An 18,606-nucleotide genomic window follows, 5' to 3' on the forward strand; every position below is an offset into this window, starting at 1 on the left:
CGCCATAAAATTCATACAATGGTCCTTTTTATGCGTTCTGACCCAGGAGTGGTTAGAATGCCCATAATACTGAACGATCGAGTGGATGCCACTCGCCACTTGGCGCTGATAATCAGGCTGGATGGAAATTTCCTTTCCTTTGCTTACCGACCATGGGAGTCAACACATGCAAGCGACACCTCAGGATAGCACTGCAGGACGCTACCAAGACAATGTCGATGTAGCAGAAGTTGCTAAGTTTGAAGCACTTGCTAGCCGCTGGTGGGATCCGAAAAGTGAATTCAAGCCGCTGCATGATATCAATCCCCTGCGCCTGGACTTCATCGATGCGCGCGCAGGTCTCGCCGGGAAGAAGGTGCTCGATGTAGGCTGCGGAGGGGGCATATTGAGTGAGTCCATGGCCCACCGGGGTGCCACGGTTACCGGAATCGATCTGGGTGAGGCGCCGCTGGGGGTTGCCAGGCTGCATGCCGAAGAGAAAGGTGTGGCTGTAGAGTATCGCAACGTCAGCGTTGAAGCCCTGGCCGCCGAACAGCCGGGCCATTTTGATGTTGTTACCTGCATGGAAATGCTTGAACACGTCCCTGATCCGGCCTCGGTGATTCGCGCCTGCTGCGCGCTGGTTCGCCCTGGTGGTTACGTGTTTTTCTCGACGCTTAATCGTACGCCCAAATCCTACGCCTTTGCGATTCTCGGCGCGGAGTACGTGCTAAAGCTGCTGCCTCGCGGCACCCACGACTATGCCAAGTTCATTCGGCCATCTGAAATGGCAGCCTGGTCACGTGATGCCGGCCTGCAGGTACGCGAGCAGACGGGCCTGACCTATAATCCCCTTACCCGCCGCTATCGGCTGGTCGCCAATGATGTCTCGGTCAATTACATGATGTACTGCCGCAAGGTGAGTCAATAAATGGCGACTACCGCTCCGCGTGCCATACTTTTCGACCTTGATGGAACCCTGGTGGATACCGCACCCGATCTGGCGCGGGCGACCAACGCCTTGCGCATTCACCATGGACTCGTGCCGCTGCCCTATGAACAAATTCGTCGCCAGGTTTCCAACGGCGGAAGTGCCCTGGTGACGTTGGCGCTGGGACTCGAACATGGCGCCCCCGAACACGACCAGGCACGCCAGTTTCTGCTGGACAGCTATGCCAAGGCGGTGGCAGTAGATAGCCAGGTATTTCCTCCACTGGATGCGTGGCTTGAAAAGTGGCAAGGCAGCCAGCGGCTGTGGGGAATCGTGACCAACAAGCCCCGCGTATACACTGAGCCACTGCTGGATGCGTTGTCGCTACTACCGGGTGCGTTACTCTGTGCAGATGACCTGAGCGTCAAGAAACCCCACCCGGAGCCTTTGTGGGAAGCCGCTCGGCGCCTAGGCGTTGCGCCCAGCGAGTGCTGGTACGTTGGCGATCACGTTCGCGATATTCAGGCCGCCAAGGCCGCCGGCATGACCGCCGTTGCCGTTGGCTATGGATATATCAGCGAAGAGGACGATTACCAGCAGTGGCCGGCGGATCTATGGTTTGAAGAGTGTCAGGCGCTGGTAGACACCCTCAACGGGTTTCACGACGATGAATAGGGTTTCACGAAGATAGTTAGAAAAGGCCTGATTGCTCAGGCGCGAAGCCTGAGCAATCATCGCGCATGTCAGCGTTGACGTGGCGGCTGGGCATCGAATTTCTGCCCGCTCACGCCTGCGCTATCAGGCCCCATCAACCAGAGGTAGGTGGGCATGATCTCTTCGGGTGTACGCAGCGTTGCGGGATCTTCACCGGGATAGGCACTTTGCCGCATTTGGGTACGCGTAGCGCCTGGGTTCAAAGTATTGACACGCAACTGTGTCTGACTCTCCAGCTCGTCGGCCAACACCTCGACAAAGCCTTCCGTTGCAAACTTGGAAACTGAGTAGGCACCCCAGTAAGCCCGCCCCTTTCGGCCGACGCTCGATGAGGTGAAAATGATCGAGGCATCATCGGCATTTTGCAGAAGCGGCAGCAGGGCCTGAGTCATCCAGATCGGGCCGTTGATGTTGACCTGCATCACCTGATCCCATAGCTCGGCATCATACTGCTCGAAGGGGGTAATGCGGCCGAGTAGACCGGCATTGTGCAAAAGGCCATCCAGCCGGCCAAACTCTTTATCCATTGTCTTGGCCATTTCATCGAAATCATGAAGCGTTGCGCCTTCAAAATTGAGCGGGAAGATCGCTGGCTGAGGGCCACCCGCCGCTTCGATTTCATCGTAGACACGCTCGAGTTTTTCAATGGTGCGACCGAGCAGAATGACCGTTGCGCCATGGCGAGCAAAGCTTAACGCCGCCGCACGGCCGATACCGTCACCCGCTCCGGTTACCAGCACAACTCGGTTTTCAAGCAGATCGACAGGCGCTTGATAGTCGATTTTGCAGCTCATGCTCTTTCCTGAATTCATGCATCCAATAAATTGTCAGCCAGCCGATTGGCGAAGAAAGTCACTGGCAAGTCCGGCGGCACTGCTTTGCGGGTAATCATCACGCACCTGCTCGAGCAGTTCCCGGCTCTGCTCGGCTTCCCCCTGGCGTGCCTTGACGAGTCCCAGCTTGTAGAGAGCATCGGGCACCTTGCTGCTGCCGTTGAACTGTTCGATGACACGGCTAAAGGCCGCATCGGCGTCGCTCAACTGCCCTTCTGCTGCATAAAGCTCTCCTAGCCAATAGTGGCCGTTGGCGGCCAGGCTACTATCGGGATGGGCGGCAACGAAGGCTTCAAACGCCTTGATCGCTTCATCAAAGCGACGCGCCTGCACGTGGGCAAATGCGGCCTGATAATCCGCCTGGGCATCTTCGCTGACGTTACGCGCCGACGGTGCATTCACCACTTCCTGAGCCGCTTCGGGCTCGACTTGGGGAGTCGCCTGCTCGATCTGAGTGGTCGAGCTGCTGTTCATCAAGCGATCTTCGATATCCAGATACTGCTGCTGGGATTGACGCTTCAACTGCTCGAGCTGATGGCGAAGCTCTTCGATCTGTCCGCGCAGCTGCTGGATTTCCTGCTGGTGCTCTTCTACCTGGTTAAACAGCACGAGATTGCCGCTGGAGGCTTCCTGGCGCTGGGTCTGCTGGTAGAAACCGCTGGAACCGCCTGAAGAGAGGTCTTGGACGAGAGGCTGCTGGGCAACCGCTACAAGGGGCAATACGGACAGCGGGAGCACCAGGGCTCCCGCACCGCACAGCCTCTCAAAATAGCGTTTGAGACTGTGATTCATGACAACTCCATGGATAACGCCGGCGTGCTCTGGGCACGCCGGCGTTATCAGTAGCTAGATACGATCAATAGTTGAACACGACGCGACGGTTCTGTGAGTAGGCGCTTTCACTCTGACCGCTGGCAGCCGGACGCTCTTCACCGTAGCTCACCACGCTCATTTGCGAGGGAGATACGCCTTGAATGTTCAAGAAACGCTGAACCGCACGGGCACGACGCTCGCCCAAGGCCATGTTGTACTCACGGGTACCGCGCTCATCGGTATGACCATGCAGTACGACTTTGGCATTGGGGTTGGCACGCAGGTAGCGGGCATGAGCCATGACCGCAGACTCGTATTCGCGCTTGATGCTGTCGCGATCGTAATCAAAGTAGATGGTACGCACTTCAGGAATACGCGAATCCGCCTGCTGGCCCGCACCTGAGCCTGAGCCGGTAGTGGAACCATACTGGCCGCCAGTACCAGCACCTGATGTGCCCGCACCCATGCTGCTGCCATTCTGGCTTCCATAAGAATCGCCATCCTGGGTTCCGCCGGTGCTGGAACAGCCCGCGATCACAACGATGGATAACGCTACTGCCAATGAGCGAGCCAACGGCTTAAGTTGCATAATCAGACTCCTTGCCTGAAAGAAATAATTGCCATTTATCATCAATTTAAAAATGGTGACCATGCGGGATCGCGCACATCACCTTGTGCTGCAGGAAGCCGGAATGACGACCGCCCATCGGCAGAAACGGCACTCAGCACCCCGTTGTTACCCTGTTGGGTAGCGAAGATTACCATGGTCCCGTTCGGTGCAACACTAGGAGATTCATCTCTTGTTGAATCACTCAGTACGACCAGACGGCCACCATCCAGATCCTGACGCGCAACCTGATATCCACGGCTCGAGCGATGGATCAAGAAGATCTGTTCGCCATCCGGTGAATAGCGCGCGCGCGCGTTGTAATTGCCGGTAAACGTTATGCGTTTGGTTTCACCACTGCCCAGGGAGTACTGATAAATCTGCGGGCCACCGCTGCGGTCAGACGTGAACAGCAGGCTACGGCCATCCGGTGACCAGGCGGGCTCGGTGTCAATGCTGTTACTGTTGGTGAGCTGTTCGATCGAACGGCTGCCAATATCCATCACGTAAATTTCCGGCTGTCCATCCTTGGAGAGCGACATGGCAATGCGCCGACCATCCGGGGACCATACCGGTGCGCCGTTGATGCCTTCAAACGAGGTTGCCTGCACGCGCTGGCCGGTGGCTACATCCTGAATATAGATGGCCGGCCGCTCGCTTTCAAAGGATACATAGGCCAGCTTGCGGCCATCCGGTGACCAGGCGGGAGACATGATCGGCTGATCCGAAGTCAATACCTGCTGACTGTTATGGCCATCGGCGTCGGAAACGTAAAGGCCGAACTGCATGTTGTCACCAAGCCCTTGTGCCGTGATATACGCAATGCTGGTCGAGAAAGCGCCGCGGATATCGGTAATCGCTTCAAAAACCTGATCACTTATATAATGCGCGGCCCCGCGCAGGTCATTGGCATTGGCAGTGACGGTTTCCCCGATCATGCGGCGCTGGCCACTGATATCCATCAGCTCGAACTGCAGCTGATAGCCATTACCGGTTGGTTGGGCACGGCCAACGATCAGGTAACGCACGTCGAGCGAGCGCCAGGTACCAAACTCGACCTCGTCGGCCTGACTTGGCTTCTCGAACATGGCACTGCGCTCGAGTGGCTCGAACAAGCCACTACGCTCAAGGTCATCCTGTACAATCTGAGCGATATCTTCCGACATGCCCTCGGCGCCGGCAAAGGGCACCACCCCGATCGGCACTGCCTGATCGCTGCCGCGTGTAATTTCAATGGTCAACTGGGCACTAGCCGTACTGCTAAGGAATAGCAGCGCGCAGAACAGCCACACTTTGCTCAATATTTGCATCAGCGAACATCCCCCGGGGTAAATCGCAGATTGATTTGACGTAAATTTCGCTGCTGATCCGCTGGCAAATCTCTCAACTCGCCAAACGGCGCAGCCTGTTCAACAGCCTGTATTGCAGACCGATCAAAAGCACTGTCACCACTTGATGTTGCAATCGATGCCGCAAGCAGTTCACCCGATGGCCCCAGGCGTATCTGAAGCGTAGCACTCAATGAATCGCTTGCTCCAGGCGGTATCAACCATGCCTGCTCTACAGCGCGGCGTACGATGTTGATGAAACTGTTAGCCGCCTGTTGAGCCTGCTGAGCATTCGCGGCTGCCTCGGCCTCGCCTGCCAGCTGGCGCTGCATGGCCGCTTCAGCCGCCTCCGCGGCTGCCTTGCGCTGTCGCTCGGCCTCGGCTTCGCGTTGCCGTTCAGCTTCCGCTTCACGTTCGCGCTGGGCGGCTGCTTCGCGCTCGCGCTGCGCTTCGGCCTCGGCTTCGCGACGTGCTTCAGCGGCGGCCTCTTCACGCGCCTTTGCTTCAGCTTCACGCTGTCTTGCAGCTTCTGCCTCCGCCTCACGCTGGCGCTGCTCTTCGGCTTCGCGTTCGCGCTGTGCCTTGGCTTCGGCTTCGCGTCTGGCGTCGGCTTCAGCCTGTTCACGCGCGCGCTGTGCTTCGGCTTCACGCTGCGCTTGGGCCTCGGCCTGCTCGCGCGCGCGTTGCGCTTCCGCCTCCCGCTGGCGTTGAGCCTCTGCTTCGGCTTCACGAGCCTGGGCTTGTGCGGCTTGCTCCTGGGCCTGGCGCTCGGCTTCTTCAGCACGGCGCTGGGCATCTGCTTCAGCGGCGGCCTGGGCTTCTGCCAGCGCCTCGGCCTCTGCCTGGGCAGCCTGACGGGCTGCCTCTTCAGCGGCTTGCTGCTGTTGTGCCTGATTATCCGGCTCTGGCTCAGCTTCAGGCTCAGGTTCGCTTGTCTGTGCTTCTTCAACGGGCTCGGCGTTGTTGTTCATGGCCGCCTGCTGCTCGGTTACCTGCTGCGCCTGATCAGTGAAGGTTTCGGTACTGACCAGGGTGGCCTGCACGATGGAAGACGAATCCGGTTCGGCCGAGCTGGTGGGCCAGTTGATCAGACTGAATATTATAATAGCCAGATGCACGGCCACCGCGAGGATGATGGGCAGCGTGTAGCCTACATCCTGCGGGTCCCGAGGCGCATCGGTGACGGTCTGTGCCTTGTCCTTACCCATCTTGCGGCGGCTCTGAAAGCAATCCCACGTTGGCCACGCCAGAGCGCTGAAGCGTGCTCATCAGCAGAACGATCTGACCATACTGCACATTACGATCACCGCGTACCATGACCGGCGTACCGGGGCGGCGTTGAAGTATGGCGGCCACGCGTTCGGCCATCTGGTCGAGAGACACTGACGTCGAGTCCTCGCCCAAGGTAATGAAGTAGCCACCATCGCGATCCACCGAAATGATGATCGGGTCGCTATCCTGGGTATCGATAGGCTCGGAAGAAACCTGAGGCAGGTCGACCTGGACCCCCTGTGTCAGCATGGGGGCCGTGATCATGAAGATGACCAGCAGGACCAGCATGACGTCGATGAAGGGGACGACGTTGATCTCCCCCATCGGCTTGCTTTTGCCACTGCGATTGAATGGACCTTGCATGGCGTACTCCCTTAACTGGCGCTAGGCTTGCCGTCGCGGCCTTGCAGGTTGCGGTGCAAGATCGCGTGAAATTCTTCGGCGAAGTCTTCGTATTTGCCAAGCAGACGAGACGCGTTGTTGGAGAGGCGGTTGTAGAAAATGACCGCAGGGATGGCGGCAAACAGTCCCATTGCCGTGGCAATCAGAGCTTCGGCGATCCAGGGCGCCACGGTTGCCAGCGTTGCCTGCTGCGTCATGGAAAGTGACTGAAACGAACCCATGATACCCCAGACGGTACCGAACAGACCGATATAAGGGCTTGCCGAAGCCACCGTTGCCAAGAAGACCAAATGCTGGGTCAGGCGGTCTTCCTCACGAGACCAGGCAACACGCATGCTGCGCTGTACACCTTCCAGTACGGTGTCGGCATTGCGAGTCTTGGGCATCAGGCGGTTGAATTCGCGAAAACCCGCTTGAAAGATGTGTTCGGCGCCGTGACGTGGGTCATCTGCCGGTATCTCTCGATACAGCTCGTTTAAATCGACCCCTGACCAGAACGACTCTTCGAACTGGTTGTACTCCTGTTTGGCACGGCGTAGCGCAATGCTACGCTGAAAGATCACCACCCAGGACAGGATCGACCCCACCACCAGCAGTAGCATTACCAGCTGTACAACGACGCTGGCACTCATTATCAGGTGCGGGATGGACATGGTGTTATCGTTCACAGGTGCCCTCATCAATCAATTAACGCCGGACGTTGCCGACAAAGTGGTGATTTTCAATCATGAAACCGCGGTTAAGTCATTAGCCCTGCCTGAAAAGCCGCAGGCCAGGCCTTAGGGCGCAGACGTTTGGCGTCCAGGCAGGCTATCTCGACTGTGGCGCTGCATAGGAGTTCCTCGCCCCGCTCTACACGCTGTTCAAACGTGACTCGGCAACGATCTGTCTCTATGACCCGGGCCGTGACGATCAGTGACTCGTCCAGCCGTGCTGGTTTCGCATAGTGGCAGGCTAAGCGATATACCACTAGCTGCGTGCTTTCGTCTAGTAGCGTTTGCTGGTCAAGTCCAAGCTTGCGTAACCACTCGCTGCGCGAGCGTTCCATAAACTTCAGGTAGTTAACGTAGTAGACAATCCCGCCGGCGTCTGTATCTTCCATGTAAACGCGAACGGGTAGCGAAAACGCAAGGCTCATGGGCGGCGCTCTCCTTCCATGTCGACCGAGTGCTCATTGGGCACTCGGTTGAAGTGCAGCCACGCCTGGCGAGTGACCGTGCGGCCTCGGGGTGTGCGCATCATCAGGCCTTGCTGAATCAGATAAGGCTCGATTACATCCTCGATGGTGTTGCGCTCCTCGCCAATGGCCGCCGAGAGCGAATCGACCCCGACGGGCCCGCCCTCGAACTTGTCGATCATGGCAAGCAGCAGACGACGGTCCATATGATCCAGGCCATAGTGATCCACGTTGAGCATGTTCAACGCCGCATCGGCGAGCGCAACATCCACAGTACCGTTGCCTTTTATCTCAGCGTAGTCGCGCACCCGGCGCAGCAGTCGATTGGCGATACGCGGCGTGCCGCGAGAGCGACGAGCGACTTCCACGGCGCCTTCACGGCTGGTCTCAACACCTAAAAGGCGCGCCGAGCGAGTCACGATTTCGGTAAGCTCTTCGAGATTGTAAAACTCCAGGCGCTGCACGATACCGAAGCGATCACGCAGCGGTGATGTCAAAAGCCCTGCGCGAGTGGTCGCGCCCACCAGGGTAAAACGTGGAAGGTCCAGCTTGATCGAGCGCGCAGCGGGCCCTTCGCCGATCATGATGTCGAGCTGAAAATCTTCCATGGCCGGGTAAAGCACTTCTTCAACCGCGGGTGAAAGCCGGTGAATTTCGTCGATGAACAGTACATCGCCCGGCTCCAGGTTGGTCAGCATGGCGGCCAGGTCGCCTGCGCGCTCGAGCACCGGCCCCGACGTGGACTTCAGTCCCACGCCCATTTCAGTAGCAATGATATTGGCAAGAGTGGTTTTACCCAGCCCTGGCGGGCCAAACACCAACGTATGGTCAAGGCTTTCGTCACGCAGGCGAGCGGCCCCGATGAATATCTCCAGCTGCTCGCGGACGCGCGGCTGGCCGATATAGTCTTCGAGTCGTTTAGGGCGAATGGCATGGTCGATCCGTCCTTCGCCCTGCTCTGCTTCGGCGGCTATCAGCCGGTCATGTTCTAACATAAATGCTCTTCTTCAATAGAGGCGGCCTATACCGTGCGACGGCACCCATCAGCCGTTCATACGGCGCGTCAGCGCAGCCTTGATCAGGGCTTCCGTTGGCTGCTGCGGGTCAAGGTCGGCCAGCATCTTGCTGGCTTCGGTCAGCTTGTAGCCCAGGCTGACCAGAGCGGATTCCGCATCTGCCAGGCTGTTACGAACAGGCTTGCCGTTGGCTGCTTCCAGTGGAAGCGGCGCGTATGAACCGTTTTCCCACTCGGGGAAACGATCGCGCATTTCGATAATGAGCCGTTCGGCGGTCTTCTTGCCTACGCCGGGGAGTTTGGTCAGGGCTTTACTGTCGTCGTCACGCACGCAGCGCATGAAGGCGTCTTCATCCATGCCGGAGAGAATGGCCAGGGCCAGCTTGGGGCCGACACCGTTGACCTTGATCAGCGCTCGAAACAGTGCCCGCTCGTGCTCGCGAGCAAAACCGTAAAGCAGGTGTGCGTCATCGCGAATGGTCAAGTGGGTATACAGCGATGCGCTTTCTCCCACCGCGGGCAGCGAGATCAGCGTGTTCATCGAGGCTTCAAGCTCGTACCCCACGCCATGAACGTCGATCACGACCCAGGGCGGTTGTTTTTCCAGCAGATAGCCACTTAGACGTCCAATCATAAATACGCTCGCGATAGTAAAAACAGGCGTTTACTATAATGCCACTCTGTACAGGTGACCAGTAGTCGTTAAAGCCGCCAACGCCCGGTGGATGCGCGTCGGCTGCGTCCGCTGGCCGCCACGGGCAGACCGTTGCATGAGTAGGCATGGGTAAGGGCGATGGCCAGCGCATCGGCGGCATCCGCCTGGGGCGTGGCAGAAAGCTTGAGCAGTGCCGTTACCATATGTTGCACTTGCAATTTATCGGCGCCGCCCTGACCAGTCACTGCTTCCTTGATGCGGCGTGCCGCGTATTCGGCAACGCCTAGGCCATGATTGGCCATACATACCAGCGCCGCCCCCCGTGCCTGACCTAGCTTGAGTGCAGAGTCGACGTTTTTCGACAGGAATACCCGCTCGATGGCCGTATCCGTAGGCCTGTAAAGACCAACGACTTCACTCAATCCTGCATAGATCTGGGCCAGGCGCTGCTCGAGCGGACCATCGGAGGTGCGAATGCAGCCGCTGGAAACATAGCTCGGCTTTACGCCGTTGAGATCAATGATTCCATAGCCGGTAATACGCGAGCCCGGATCGATCCCGAGAATGCGTACCGGTAGTGTCGCTTGTGTTCCATCCATGATGCGTGTACTCACTTTTACCATACAAAAACACCGACGCCGGAGCGTCGGTGTTTTCAGCAATCGGCGGCCTGTCAGCCGGCGATGTTACTCGCCAGCCGCTTCAGGCTTTGCCTTTTGGCGTAACCGGATATTCAAATCCTTCAACTGGTCAGGGCTGACCTCACCCGGCGCGTCTGTCATCAAGCAGGCCGCACTCTGAGTTTTCGGGAACGCGATGACTTCACGGATGGTCTTGGCGCCGACCATCAGCATGACCAGACGATCAAGCCCGAACGCCAGACCACCGTGAGGCGGTGCACCATACTGAAGCGCGTCCAGCAGGAAGCCAAATTTCTCCTGGGCTTCCTCTTCACCAATGCCCAGAATCTCGAATACCGTGCTCTGCATGGTCTGGTCGTGAATACGAATGGAGCCTCCACCCAGCTCGGTGCCGTTCAACACCATATCGTAGGCACGCGAGAGCGCCTTCGCGGGGTCGGCCTTGAGCTCTTCCGGCGAGCAGGAAGGCGCAGTAAACGGGTGGTGCAGCGGGCTCAGGCGACCATTGTCGTCGGCTTCGAACATGGGGAAGTCGACAACCCACAGCGGCGCCCAGCTCTGGGTGTAGAGATCGAGATCCGCGCCCAGCTTGACGCGCAGTGCGCCGATTGCTTCGTTGACGATGCGGGTCTTGTCGGCGCCGAAGAAGATGATATCGCCATCTTCCGCGCCAAGGCGATCAAGGAGTTCCTCAACGATGTTTTCCATGAACTTGACGATGGGCGACTGCAGCCCTTCAAGTCCCTTGGCACGCTCATTGACCTTGATCCAGGCCAGGCCCTTGGCACCATAGATACCCACGAACTTGGTGTATTCGTCGATTTCCTTACGCGACAGCTTGGCACCGCCCGGCACCTTGAGTGCCGCTACCCGGCCATCTTCAGCGCTGGCCGGGCCCGAGAAGACCTTGAAATCGACCTGTTGCATCAAATCGTCCACGTCGGTCAGCTCGAGCGGAATACGCAGATCCGGCTTGTCGGAACCGAAGCGGTCCATGGCTTCCTGCCAGGTCATGCGCGGGAATTCCGGCAGCTCGACGCTGAGCACTTCCTGGAAAAGCTGACGGATCATGGCTTCGGTAATGCCCATGATGTCGTCTTCTTCAACGAAGGAAGCTTCGATATCGATCTGGGTGAATTCAGGCTGACGATCGGCGCGCAGGTCTTCATCGCGGAAGCACTTTGCAATCTGGTAGTAACGGTCGAAACCGGCCACCATCAGAAGCTGCTTGAACAGCTGCGGTGACTGCGGCAGGGCAAAGAAGCTGCCTGCATGTGTTCGGCTGGGCACCAGATAGTCACGGGCGCCCTCAGGCGTTGCACGGGTCAGGATGGGCGTTTCGATATCCAGAAAGCCCTGGTTTTCCAGAAACGCGCGAACGGTATGCGAGATACGCGAGCGCAGGCGCAGTTTTTCGATCATGTCCGGACGGCGCAGATCGATATAGCGATGCTTCAGACGTACCTCTTCGCCTACCTTGCCGTGCTCATCAAGCTGAAACGGAGGTGTAGCGGCCGTGTTGAGCACTTCCACTTCCTTGGCCAGTACCTCGATCATGCCGGTCGGCATGTTGGGATTCTGGGTGCCTTCAGGGCGCAGTCGAACCCGGCCGGTAATACGCAGAACATACTCACCGCGGGCGCGGTCGGCATTCGCAAACGCATCGGCAGTATCCGGGTCTACCACAAACTGGGCAATACCATCGCGGTCACGCATGTCGAGGAAAATTACCCCACCGTGATCGCGGCGACGATGTACCCATCCGCAAACGGTGACCGTTTGATCCACCAGTGTCTCGTTTAGCTGGCCGCAATAATGGCTGCGCATGTCAAATCCTGTTCTGTTACGTGGCAAATAAGGTGTCACGAGCCGTTGAGGCTCAGCGCCCGCTAGGCGGCGCCTGGTGACTTGGATGTAGTGTCACTCTTGGCGCTGGTACTGGAAGCGGCTCCCTTGCCATCAGCGGCCAGGTTCTTCTTGCTTCCCGTCTTGAAATCGGTTTCATACCAGCCACCCCCCGCCAGGCGAAAGCCGGCAGCGGATACGAGTCGTGCCAGATCATCCTGGCGGCATGCGGGACACAGCGTTAGCGGGTCCGCGCTGACTTTCTGCAATTTTTCCATGCGATGGCCGCAGGCCTTGCACTCATATTCATAGATAGGCATGTTGATAACTCCTGAAAAGCTCAACAACGACAGGATATTGGCGAATATAAACGCAGCCAGCTGCGAATATGTGGCCTGCCGAGATAAAATCCAAGGCTGCGGTTGATCAAGCGGCAATATTATACCCTTTTGTGCCCCCTGCCGAGCAAGGCTAACTGCTCCTCGGCCCTAACTGGAGAGAATAAAATGCTTCACGCCGTGATGTTGGACGCCAAGAGCATGGGCCCGCAGATTGATGTAAGCGTTATTCAAGACGCGGTGAGCCAGCTTGATGTGCATGACCAGAGTTCTACCCAGGAGGCTCTTGAGCGGCTGGCGGATGCCGACATTGCCCTGGTCAACAAGGTGGTGCTGGACGGCGAGACGCTGAAGCAGCTTCCCAGGCTGCGCCTGATCTGTGTCATGGCCACGGGGCTCAACAACATAGACCTGGATGCCGCCAAGGCGCTCGGAATTGTCGTCAAGAACGTGAACGCCTACGGCACCGCCAGCGTGTCTCAGCATACGTTGATGCTGATCTTGACGCTGGCCAACCGGCTGCCGCTTTATCAGCGTGAGGTGGCCAGCGGCGCCTGGCAGCGCAGCGAGTTCTTCTGCCTGCAGGACCATCCGACGCTACAGCTTGCCGGCAAGCACCTGGTCATGGTGGGCCAGGGGGAGCTGGGCTCGGAGGTCGCGCGCCTGGCAGACGCCTTTGGTATGCGAGTCACCTTCGCTGCACGTCCGGGCAATGAGGCAAATGACACGCGCCCCTCGCTGGATTCGCTGATGCCCGAGGCCGATATCATCAGCCTGCACTGCCCACTTAACGCCGATACCAAACACTTGATCAATCAGGAGCGGCTGGCAGCTGCCAAGTCATCATTGCTGGTCATCAACTGCGCGCGAGGCGGTATCATCGATGAAGAGGCTGCCCTCGACGCACTGCGTCAGGGCAGCATAGGCGGCCTGGCCGTGGATGTGCTTCCAACCGAGCCGCCGCGCGATGGTCACCCCTTGCTGGATGCTCTCTCGGAGCCGCTGAACTTGATCGTGACACCTCACAACGCCTGGATAACGCCCGAAGCACGCCAGAACATCATCAGGCTGACCGCAGACAACATTGCTCAGTGGAAAGACGCCTCGTCGCCCGCGTGATCACTCGGTAGAGAAACGGCTGGGCACCTGGCAGCCCGCCACGGTGCTCATCTCGACCTGGGTTACCCGCGCCTGCGCGGGGCCCTTCCAGAGCCACTCGGCTAGCCTTTCGAGGGCGTCGGGCTCGCCACACATCAGCACGTCTACTCGCCCGTCCGGCAGATTTCTGGCATGGCCTGTGACCTGCTCGGCAATAGCCTGCTTCTGAGTGGCACGGCGGTACCCTACGCCCTGCACCTTGCCGCTGACCAGGGCGCGTTGACAGTGTGACATCAGAATTCCTCTCCATGCTTGGGGGCGGGTCTTTCGGTTTCGAGGATCTCCTGGCGGATGAGCACAGCGCTGTTACGAGGAACCAGCCTTCTGCCCCGGCGCAACAGGAGCGAACGGGTAAACGCTGCACCAAACAGCAGGATCAGCGACGAGTAGTAGACCCATAGCAGCACCATCACGACCGACCCTGCTGCGCCGTAGGTAGACGCCGTGGCGGTATAGGCAAGGTAGACGGCAATCAGGTTACGCCCGATGGTAAACAAGATGGCAGTGACCACGGCCCCGATAAATACATCTTGCCAACGCAGCACGACATCCGGTAGCACCTTGAAAATGGTCGCAAACAGCAGCACGACTACACCAAGGGAAATCAGGGATTCCAGAATCGTGGTGAAGTAACTCGCCAGCGGCAGAATATCGTTGGCTGCCTGCAACATACCGCGCAGCGCCACGCCTAGAATCAGCGAAACAAGCAAGATGAAGCCGATCGATAGCACTACGGTAAGCGATAGCAGACGTGTCTTGATAAAGATGAACATGCTGTTACTGGTAGGCTTGGCGGTTACGCCCCAGATGGTATTCAAGGAGAACTGCATTTGAGCAAACACGGTGGTAGCCCCGACCAGCAGCGCCCCTACTCCGAGGAAAGTCGGCAACAAGCCTGACTCTTCGATACGCGATTGAGCAACAGCGCCTTCAATGGCTGATGCTACATCCACGCCAAGCGACCCTTGCAACTGCGCCACGATCTGGCCCTGTGCAGCGTCTTCACCCAGCACTACGCCAATCACCGTCACGGCAATGATGATGGTCGGAGCCAGCGAAAAAAGCGTGTAGAACGCCAGTGACCCTGCGTAGCTGAACGCATTGCGCTCCAGCCATAAAGATATGGCGTCCTGAACGACCTTCCACCAGAACGTGAGGTGTTTTTTCAGCATATTCATTCCCTTGAGTAGTTCGAGAGCGTCTTTCTTGTAACTGCCTGACAGCATACCTAATGCGCGACGAGTGCGCAGCATTGATCACATTGCGCCCTGTTACCTCCTTCCCCATAATAGCGCGTTTAGTTCATCAAGCATTCAAGGAGGCTTCATGGCTTCTGACGCCAACGGTTCTACGCCTGCTTATGCCTTTGATTGTTTGGTGTTCATCGGCCGTTTCCAGCCGCCTCATCTAGGCCATCTTGCGATTCTTCGTGAAGCACTGAAACAGGCACGCCAGGTTATCGTGCTGGCAGGGTCTGCCTGGCAGGCGCGTTCGCTGCGCAACCCCTGGCAGTTTGACGAGCGCCAGATCATGATTCGCTCGATGTTTGGCCAGGCCGATAACCAGCGCCTGGAGATAACACCGTTATTGGATGCGTTGTACAACGATGACGTATGGGTACGCGATGTGCAGCGCAAGGTACGTGACCTGGCAACGCCGGCAAATGCACGCCTGCCAAGAATAGGCCTGATTGGGGCGAGCCGCGGGCAATCGAGTTATTACCTGTCGCTTTTTCCTCAATGGGAGTCGGTCAGCGTCCCGCTGGTCGAGGATATTTCATCCGGCCAGATCCGCGAGCGGCTGTTTTGTTCGAAAAACGCGGCGAGCGACTACCTGAGCTGCGACGCTCACCGTGATCTGTCGTCCGGTGTGATAAGCAGTGTGAATGAATTTCGCCAAAGCGATGCCTATCTACGGCTTCTTGAAGAGCAGGCACTGCTGGACCAATATCGAAAAGCCTGGGCACCTGCGCCCTACCCGCCTGTCTTTGTTACGGTCAATGCCGTGGTCGTTCAGTCAGGACATGTGTTGCTGGTACGCCGTCAGGCAGCACCCGGCAAGGGGCTTTATGCCCTTCCCGGCGGGTTCATCAATCCTCAAGAGCGACTGCTGGATGCATGCCTGCGCGAGCTGAGAGAGCGACTGCGCCTCAAGGTCCCTGAGCCCGTATTGAAAGGCTCGCTGCGCGGACAGCGGCTATTCGATGAGCCTCACCGCAGCTGGCGTGGGCGTACCCTGGCCGAGGCCTTCTACTTTGCGCTGCGTCCAGATCAGCAGCTGCCTCGCCTGAAGCCAGTCAAAGGTGGTGATCAAGCCAGCTGGGTAGCCTTGGCGGACCTTGAACCCGATAGCCTGTTCGAAGACCACTTCTTTATCATTCAGAACTTTCTGGGCCTGCCGGCCGATCTTGGATCATCGCCCTAGGTCACGCTTGCAAGAAGTCCCGCGGTAACTTCATCATCTGTCGCCACAGTTTCTCGACACCTGGCTTGTGTACCAGTGAGCAGCGATAAAGACGAATTTCCAACGGAATATCCCAGCTCTCGTCACCTGCTCTTACCAGCCGACCGCTCTTGAGTTCTTCACGAATGCAAAAATCCGGTATCCAGGCGGCACCTATTCCCTGGAGCACCATTCCTTTCAAACCTTCTGCCATGGCGGTCTCATAGACGGTGCGAAGTTTCATGCGCAGTGGATCATTCTTCAGCAGCATGCGCACACTGCGACCTAGAAAAGCGCCCTGGGTATAGGCTAGATAGGGAATGGATGCACTCCCCTGCAGCGAATAGCAGGGTTCTCCATTCTCATCAGGCAACGATACGGGCAGCATCTTGACCTTGCCGATCGAAAAGGATGGAAACACTTCTGCATCCAGCTGCATGGTGGCAAACGGATCATAATAAGCCAGCATGAGATCACAGTTACCTTCGCGCAGTACATGAATGGCCTCTCCTACGTTCATGGCCACCAGTCGTGTAGGTAACTCTCCCAGACCCTTTTGCAGGCGAGATATCCATGGCGGAAAGAAACTGAGTGCCAGTGAATGGGCAGCCACGATATCCAGCGCCTCGTTGGCAATGGAAAGCCCGCGCAAGTGGCTCAGCGATTCATTGAGCTGCTCTACCAGATTGCGCGCAGTAACCAAGAACAGCTGGCCTTCCGATGTAAGCCCGACTGGCGTGGTGGAACGATCTACCAGCGTTACATCCACGGCCTGCTCCAACGCACGAATGCGGCGACTGAAAGCCGGTTGGGTAACGTGGCGTTGGCGTGCAGATGCTGAAAAGCTGCGAGTATTGGCAAGGGCTACGAAATCTTCAAGCCATTTTGTTTCAAGATTCACCTCGCACTCCTTTGCCCTTTGTATCGTGTCTTTGCATTGTGTCGATCACTGCTTATTGTATAGGCGACATCAGGTAAGCTGCCCGCGAAACAACTTTTTTCCATAGAGGCCGCCGCTGAATTTCATCGACGGTCACGCGTCGACATTGAGCGAAATCGTTTTCCAGCATCTGATGTACTTCTTCTGCAAAAGTTGTGCTGGGTATGAAAGCGGTAATTTCGAAATTCAAGCGAAATGAACGGTTATCCAGGTTTACCGTGCCGACAGTTGCTGCCTCATTATCGATTAGCATGATCTTTTGATGTAAAAAACCAGGAAGATAACGGTATATTTTAACGCCGGCTTTCAACATGTCGGGCAAAAACGAGAACGCGGATAAAAAGACCAGCAGATGATCGGGACGCTCCGGGATCATGACCCGTACGTCGATACCGCGCATGGCGGCCAGCCGCAGCGCGTCCTGAACGCCCTGATCCGGGACGAAATAAGGGCTCGTTACCCATAACCGATGAGTCGCGCTATGAATCAATTGCTGGACCAACAGGCTTGCCGTGTCCTGCCGATCTGCTGGGCCTGAAGGTACGATCACTACATGATGGTCGGTATCTGCATGACGTTCGGCCTGCCAGTTCAAGCTGGCAACCTCGCCGGTAGCCCAGTGCCAATCTTCCCAAAAGGCTTCCTGAAGACCAAGCACGCTTGGCCCTTCCAGCATCAGATGAGTATCACGCCAGGGCCCGTGCTTGCGGCTCTGCCCCAGATATTCGATGCCAACATTGAAGCCACCAAGCCACCCTTGCCTGCCATCGATAACGGCTATCTTGCGGTGGTTACGGAAATTCAGTTGAAAACGATGCTTGAACCCTCGCGAAGAGCGAAACGGGCTGACCTCGATATCTTCAGCGATGAGTTCTTTAAGGTAGCCTTCGCCTAGCTTGCGGCTGCCTATTTCATCGTAGAGAAAATAGACCCGTACCCCTCGCCGTGCCGCTTTCAACAAGTGAGCTTGAAGCCGACGGCCGAGTGCATCATCGCGGACGATGAAGAACTGCAGCAGCAGGTAGTGTTCTGCCCTGTCGATACCTTCGAAAAGGCTGGCGAAAGTGGCGTCACCATCTATCAGCAGCGATGCATTGTTGCCCCGCGTCAGCGGCATCATGGCCAGTTGTTCAACGGCCTGGATATCGGAACTCGCGGGAGTCACATGAAAGGGTAAAGAGCTTTCGTAATAGCGCGCCAGGACCCGTCTCAGTACGTTATCCCGTGCGCCTCGGGCCATGACATATCCATAAAAGCGCGGGCGTCCAAAGAACCAGTATGCCGGCAGCGCGATATAGGGAAAGGTCAGTAAGGAAATGATCCAGGCAACAGCGCCCTGGGACGTTCGGCTCGACATCAATGCCATGACGGCCGATACCATTCCTAGAACGTGTATCAGCATGATGCTTGTCCCTAGCAACCAAGAGGCCATACCTACTTCCCCATCAAGCGTATTAGTCGTTTAAACAACGTCTTGCTGAACAAAATGCACAGAAGCCCCGCGTGCACGGGGCTT

At 57.4% G+C, this 18,606-nt stretch carries 21 protein-coding genes; 4 read left to right on the plus strand and 17 right to left on the minus strand.

Annotated features, from left to right (window positions below; translation table 11 throughout):
* Positions 1-166 precede the first annotated feature (166 nt).
* Together ubiG and HW452_RS10145 are read left to right on the plus strand one after the other, a co-directional pair.
* Positions 167-910, plus strand: coding sequence for a bifunctional 2-polyprenyl-6-hydroxyphenol methylase/3-demethylubiquinol 3-O-methyltransferase UbiG (ubiG, locus tag HW452_RS10140; RefSeq protein ID WP_224105990.1), 744 nt, complete (start codon positions 167-169; stop codon positions 908-910).
* Positions 911-1,585, plus strand: coding sequence for an HAD-IA family hydrolase (locus HW452_RS10145; RefSeq protein WP_224105991.1), 675 nt, complete (start codon positions 911-913; stop codon positions 1,583-1,585). It abuts the gene before it with no gap.
* A 68-nt stretch (positions 1,586-1,653) separates the two neighbouring features.
* On the opposite strand, the gene HW452_RS10150 is transcribed toward HW452_RS10145, so the two are convergent.
* From HW452_RS10150 to HW452_RS10210, 13 genes are all read right to left on the minus strand, one after another.
* Positions 1,654-2,418: a YciK family oxidoreductase gene (locus HW452_RS10150; protein ID WP_224105992.1), complete on the minus strand. Its 765-nt coding sequence runs from the start codon at positions 2,416-2,418 to the stop codon at positions 1,654-1,656.
* A 33-nt stretch (positions 2,419-2,451) separates the two neighbouring features.
* Complete coding sequence (ybgF, locus tag HW452_RS10155) at positions 2,452-3,249, minus strand: tol-pal system protein YbgF (protein WP_224105993.1); 798 nt, start codon at positions 3,247-3,249, stop codon at positions 2,452-2,454.
* A 64-nt stretch (positions 3,250-3,313) separates the two neighbouring features.
* On the minus strand, positions 3,314-3,859 hold the full coding sequence (gene pal, locus HW452_RS10160; protein WP_224105994.1) for a peptidoglycan-associated lipoprotein Pal: 546 nt from the start codon (positions 3,857-3,859) through the stop codon (positions 3,314-3,316).
* Positions 3,860-3,900: 41 nt separating this feature from the next.
* The gene (gene tolB, locus HW452_RS10165; RefSeq protein WP_224105995.1) at positions 3,901-5,187 is read right to left on the minus strand and encodes a Tol-Pal system beta propeller repeat protein TolB; all 1,287 of its coding nucleotides are present in this window, start codon (positions 5,185-5,187) and stop codon (positions 3,901-3,903) included.
* On the minus strand, positions 5,187-6,413 hold the full coding sequence (gene tolA / locus HW452_RS10170) for a cell envelope integrity protein TolA (RefSeq protein WP_224105996.1): 1,227 nt from the start codon (positions 6,411-6,413) through the stop codon (positions 5,187-5,189). Before tolA ends, tolB begins: the two co-directional genes overlap by 1 nt.
* Positions 6,406-6,840 carry a protein TolR gene (gene tolR / locus HW452_RS10175; protein WP_224105997.1) on the minus strand — a complete coding sequence of 145 codons (435 nt, stop codon included), beginning with the start codon at positions 6,838-6,840 and terminating at the stop codon, positions 6,406-6,408. Before tolR ends, tolA begins: the two co-directional genes overlap by 8 nt.
* An 11-nt stretch (positions 6,841-6,851) precedes the next feature.
* A complete protein-coding gene (tolQ, locus tag HW452_RS10180; RefSeq protein ID WP_224105998.1) occupies positions 6,852-7,532 on the minus strand; it encodes a protein TolQ in 681 nt (226 codons plus the stop codon).
* 86 nt (positions 7,533-7,618) lie between these two features.
* Positions 7,619-8,017 (minus strand): tol-pal system-associated acyl-CoA thioesterase, encoded by a 399-nt coding sequence (gene ybgC, locus HW452_RS10185; protein WP_224105999.1) that lies wholly within the window; start codon positions 8,015-8,017, stop codon positions 7,619-7,621.
* Positions 8,014-9,051: a Holliday junction branch migration DNA helicase RuvB gene (gene ruvB / locus HW452_RS10190; protein WP_224106000.1), complete on the minus strand. Its 1,038-nt coding sequence runs from the start codon at positions 9,049-9,051 to the stop codon at positions 8,014-8,016. Before ruvB ends, ybgC begins: the two co-directional genes overlap by 4 nt.
* Positions 9,052-9,099: 48 nt before the next feature.
* Complete coding sequence (gene ruvA / locus HW452_RS10195) at positions 9,100-9,705, minus strand: Holliday junction branch migration protein RuvA (RefSeq protein ID WP_224106001.1); 606 nt, start codon at positions 9,703-9,705, stop codon at positions 9,100-9,102.
* A gap of 68 nt (positions 9,706-9,773) precedes the next feature.
* The gene (gene ruvC, locus HW452_RS10200) at positions 9,774-10,325 is read right to left on the minus strand and encodes a crossover junction endodeoxyribonuclease RuvC (protein WP_224106002.1); all 552 of its coding nucleotides are present in this window, start codon (positions 10,323-10,325) and stop codon (positions 9,774-9,776) included.
* Between the two features lie 87 nt (positions 10,326-10,412).
* Entirely contained in the window at positions 10,413-12,194 is a 1,782-nt protein-coding gene (aspS, locus tag HW452_RS10205; RefSeq protein ID WP_224106003.1) for an aspartate--tRNA ligase, read from the minus strand.
* Between the two features lie 62 nt (positions 12,195-12,256).
* A complete protein-coding gene (locus HW452_RS10210) occupies positions 12,257-12,532 on the minus strand; it encodes an FmdB family zinc ribbon protein (protein WP_224106004.1) in 276 nt (91 codons plus the stop codon).
* A gap of 186 nt (positions 12,533-12,718) precedes the next feature.
* Between HW452_RS10210 and HW452_RS10215 the strand changes: the two genes are divergently transcribed.
* Complete coding sequence (locus HW452_RS10215) at positions 12,719-13,669, plus strand: D-2-hydroxyacid dehydrogenase (protein WP_224106005.1); 951 nt, start codon at positions 12,719-12,721, stop codon at positions 13,667-13,669.
* On the opposite strand, the gene HW452_RS10220 is transcribed toward HW452_RS10215, so the two are convergent.
* A complete protein-coding gene (locus HW452_RS10220) occupies positions 13,670-13,942 on the minus strand; it encodes an acylphosphatase (protein WP_425348103.1) in 273 nt (90 codons plus the stop codon).
* Positions 13,942-14,880 (minus strand): YihY/virulence factor BrkB family protein, encoded by a 939-nt coding sequence (locus HW452_RS10225; RefSeq protein WP_224106006.1) that lies wholly within the window; start codon positions 14,878-14,880, stop codon positions 13,942-13,944. Before HW452_RS10225 ends, HW452_RS10220 begins: the two co-directional genes overlap by 1 nt.
* A 154-nt stretch (positions 14,881-15,034) precedes the next feature.
* Here HW452_RS10225 and HW452_RS10230 point away from each other — a divergent pair, with 154 nt between their 5' ends.
* A complete protein-coding gene (locus tag HW452_RS10230) occupies positions 15,035-16,132 on the plus strand; it encodes a bifunctional nicotinamide-nucleotide adenylyltransferase/Nudix hydroxylase (RefSeq protein ID WP_224106007.1) in 1,098 nt (365 codons plus the stop codon).
* A 1-nt stretch (position 16,133) separates the two neighbouring features.
* Here the strand turns inward: HW452_RS10230 and HW452_RS10235 are convergent, their stop codons facing one another.
* Together HW452_RS10235 and cls are read right to left on the minus strand one after the other, a co-directional pair.
* Positions 16,134-17,051, minus strand: a complete 918-nt coding sequence (locus HW452_RS10235; protein ID WP_224106008.1) for a LysR substrate-binding domain-containing protein — start codon at positions 17,049-17,051, stop codon at positions 16,134-16,136.
* Between the two features lie 52 nt (positions 17,052-17,103).
* Entirely contained in the window at positions 17,104-18,522 is a 1,419-nt protein-coding gene (gene cls, locus HW452_RS10240; protein ID WP_224106009.1) for a cardiolipin synthase, read from the minus strand.
* Positions 18,523-18,606 lie beyond the last annotated feature (84 nt).

The sequence above is a fragment of the Vreelandella aquamarina genome (assembly GCF_020075495.1).
GTDB classification, from domain to species: domain Bacteria; phylum Pseudomonadota; class Gammaproteobacteria; order Pseudomonadales; family Halomonadaceae; genus Vreelandella; species Vreelandella aquamarina_A.

Bases quoted from the DNA above. Each gene is read 5' to 3' on its own strand.
- tolR (WP_224105997.1), bottom strand. From the start codon at position 6,840: ATGCAAGGTCCATTCAATCGCAGTGGCAAAAGCAAGCCGATGGGGGAG.
- tolB (WP_224105995.1), bottom strand. From the start codon at position 5,187: ATGCAAATATTGAGCAAAGTGTGGCTGTTCTGCGCGCTGCTATTCCTT.
- HW452_RS10145 (WP_224105991.1), top strand. From the start codon at position 911: ATGGCGACTACCGCTCCGCGTGCCATACTTTTCGACCTTGATGGAACC.
- HW452_RS10210 (WP_224106004.1), bottom strand. From the start codon at position 12,532: ATGCCTATCTATGAATATGAGTGCAAGGCCTGCGGCCATCGCATGGAA.
- ruvA (WP_224106001.1), bottom strand. From the start codon at position 9,705: ATGATTGGACGTCTAAGTGGCTATCTGCTGGAAAAACAACCGCCCTGG.
- ruvB (WP_224106000.1), bottom strand. From the start codon at position 9,051: ATGTTAGAACATGACCGGCTGATAGCCGCCGAAGCAGAGCAGGGCGAA.
- ubiG (WP_224105990.1), top strand. From the start codon at position 167: ATGCAAGCGACACCTCAGGATAGCACTGCAGGACGCTACCAAGACAAT.
- HW452_RS10230 (WP_224106007.1), top strand. From the start codon at position 15,035: ATGGCTTCTGACGCCAACGGTTCTACGCCTGCTTATGCCTTTGATTGT.
- ybgC (WP_224105999.1), bottom strand. From the start codon at position 8,017: ATGAGCCTTGCGTTTTCGCTACCCGTTCGCGTTTACATGGAAGATACA.
- tolA (WP_224105996.1), bottom strand. From the start codon at position 6,413: ATGGGTAAGGACAAGGCACAGACCGTCACCGATGCGCCTCGGGACCCG.
- HW452_RS10220 (WP_425348103.1), bottom strand. From the start codon at position 13,942: ATGTCACACTGTCAACGCGCCCTGGTCAGCGGCAAGGTGCAGGGCGTA.
- HW452_RS10150 (WP_224105992.1), bottom strand. From the start codon at position 2,418: ATGAGCTGCAAAATCGACTATCAAGCGCCTGTCGATCTGCTTGAAAAC.
- HW452_RS10215 (WP_224106005.1), top strand. From the start codon at position 12,719: ATGCTTCACGCCGTGATGTTGGACGCCAAGAGCATGGGCCCGCAGATT.
- tolQ (WP_224105998.1), bottom strand. From the start codon at position 7,532: ATGTCCATCCCGCACCTGATAATGAGTGCCAGCGTCGTTGTACAGCTG.
- ruvC (WP_224106002.1), bottom strand. From the start codon at position 10,325: ATGGATGGAACACAAGCGACACTACCGGTACGCATTCTCGGGATCGAT.
- cls (WP_224106009.1), bottom strand. From the start codon at position 18,522: ATGGCCTCTTGGTTGCTAGGGACAAGCATCATGCTGATACACGTTCTA.
- aspS (WP_224106003.1), bottom strand. From the start codon at position 12,194: ATGCGCAGCCATTATTGCGGCCAGCTAAACGAGACACTGGTGGATCAA.
- ybgF (WP_224105993.1), bottom strand. From the start codon at position 3,249: ATGAATCACAGTCTCAAACGCTATTTTGAGAGGCTGTGCGGTGCGGGA.
- HW452_RS10225 (WP_224106006.1), bottom strand. From the start codon at position 14,880: ATGCTGAAAAAACACCTCACGTTCTGGTGGAAGGTCGTTCAGGACGCC.
- pal (WP_224105994.1), bottom strand. From the start codon at position 3,859: ATGCAACTTAAGCCGTTGGCTCGCTCATTGGCAGTAGCGTTATCCATC.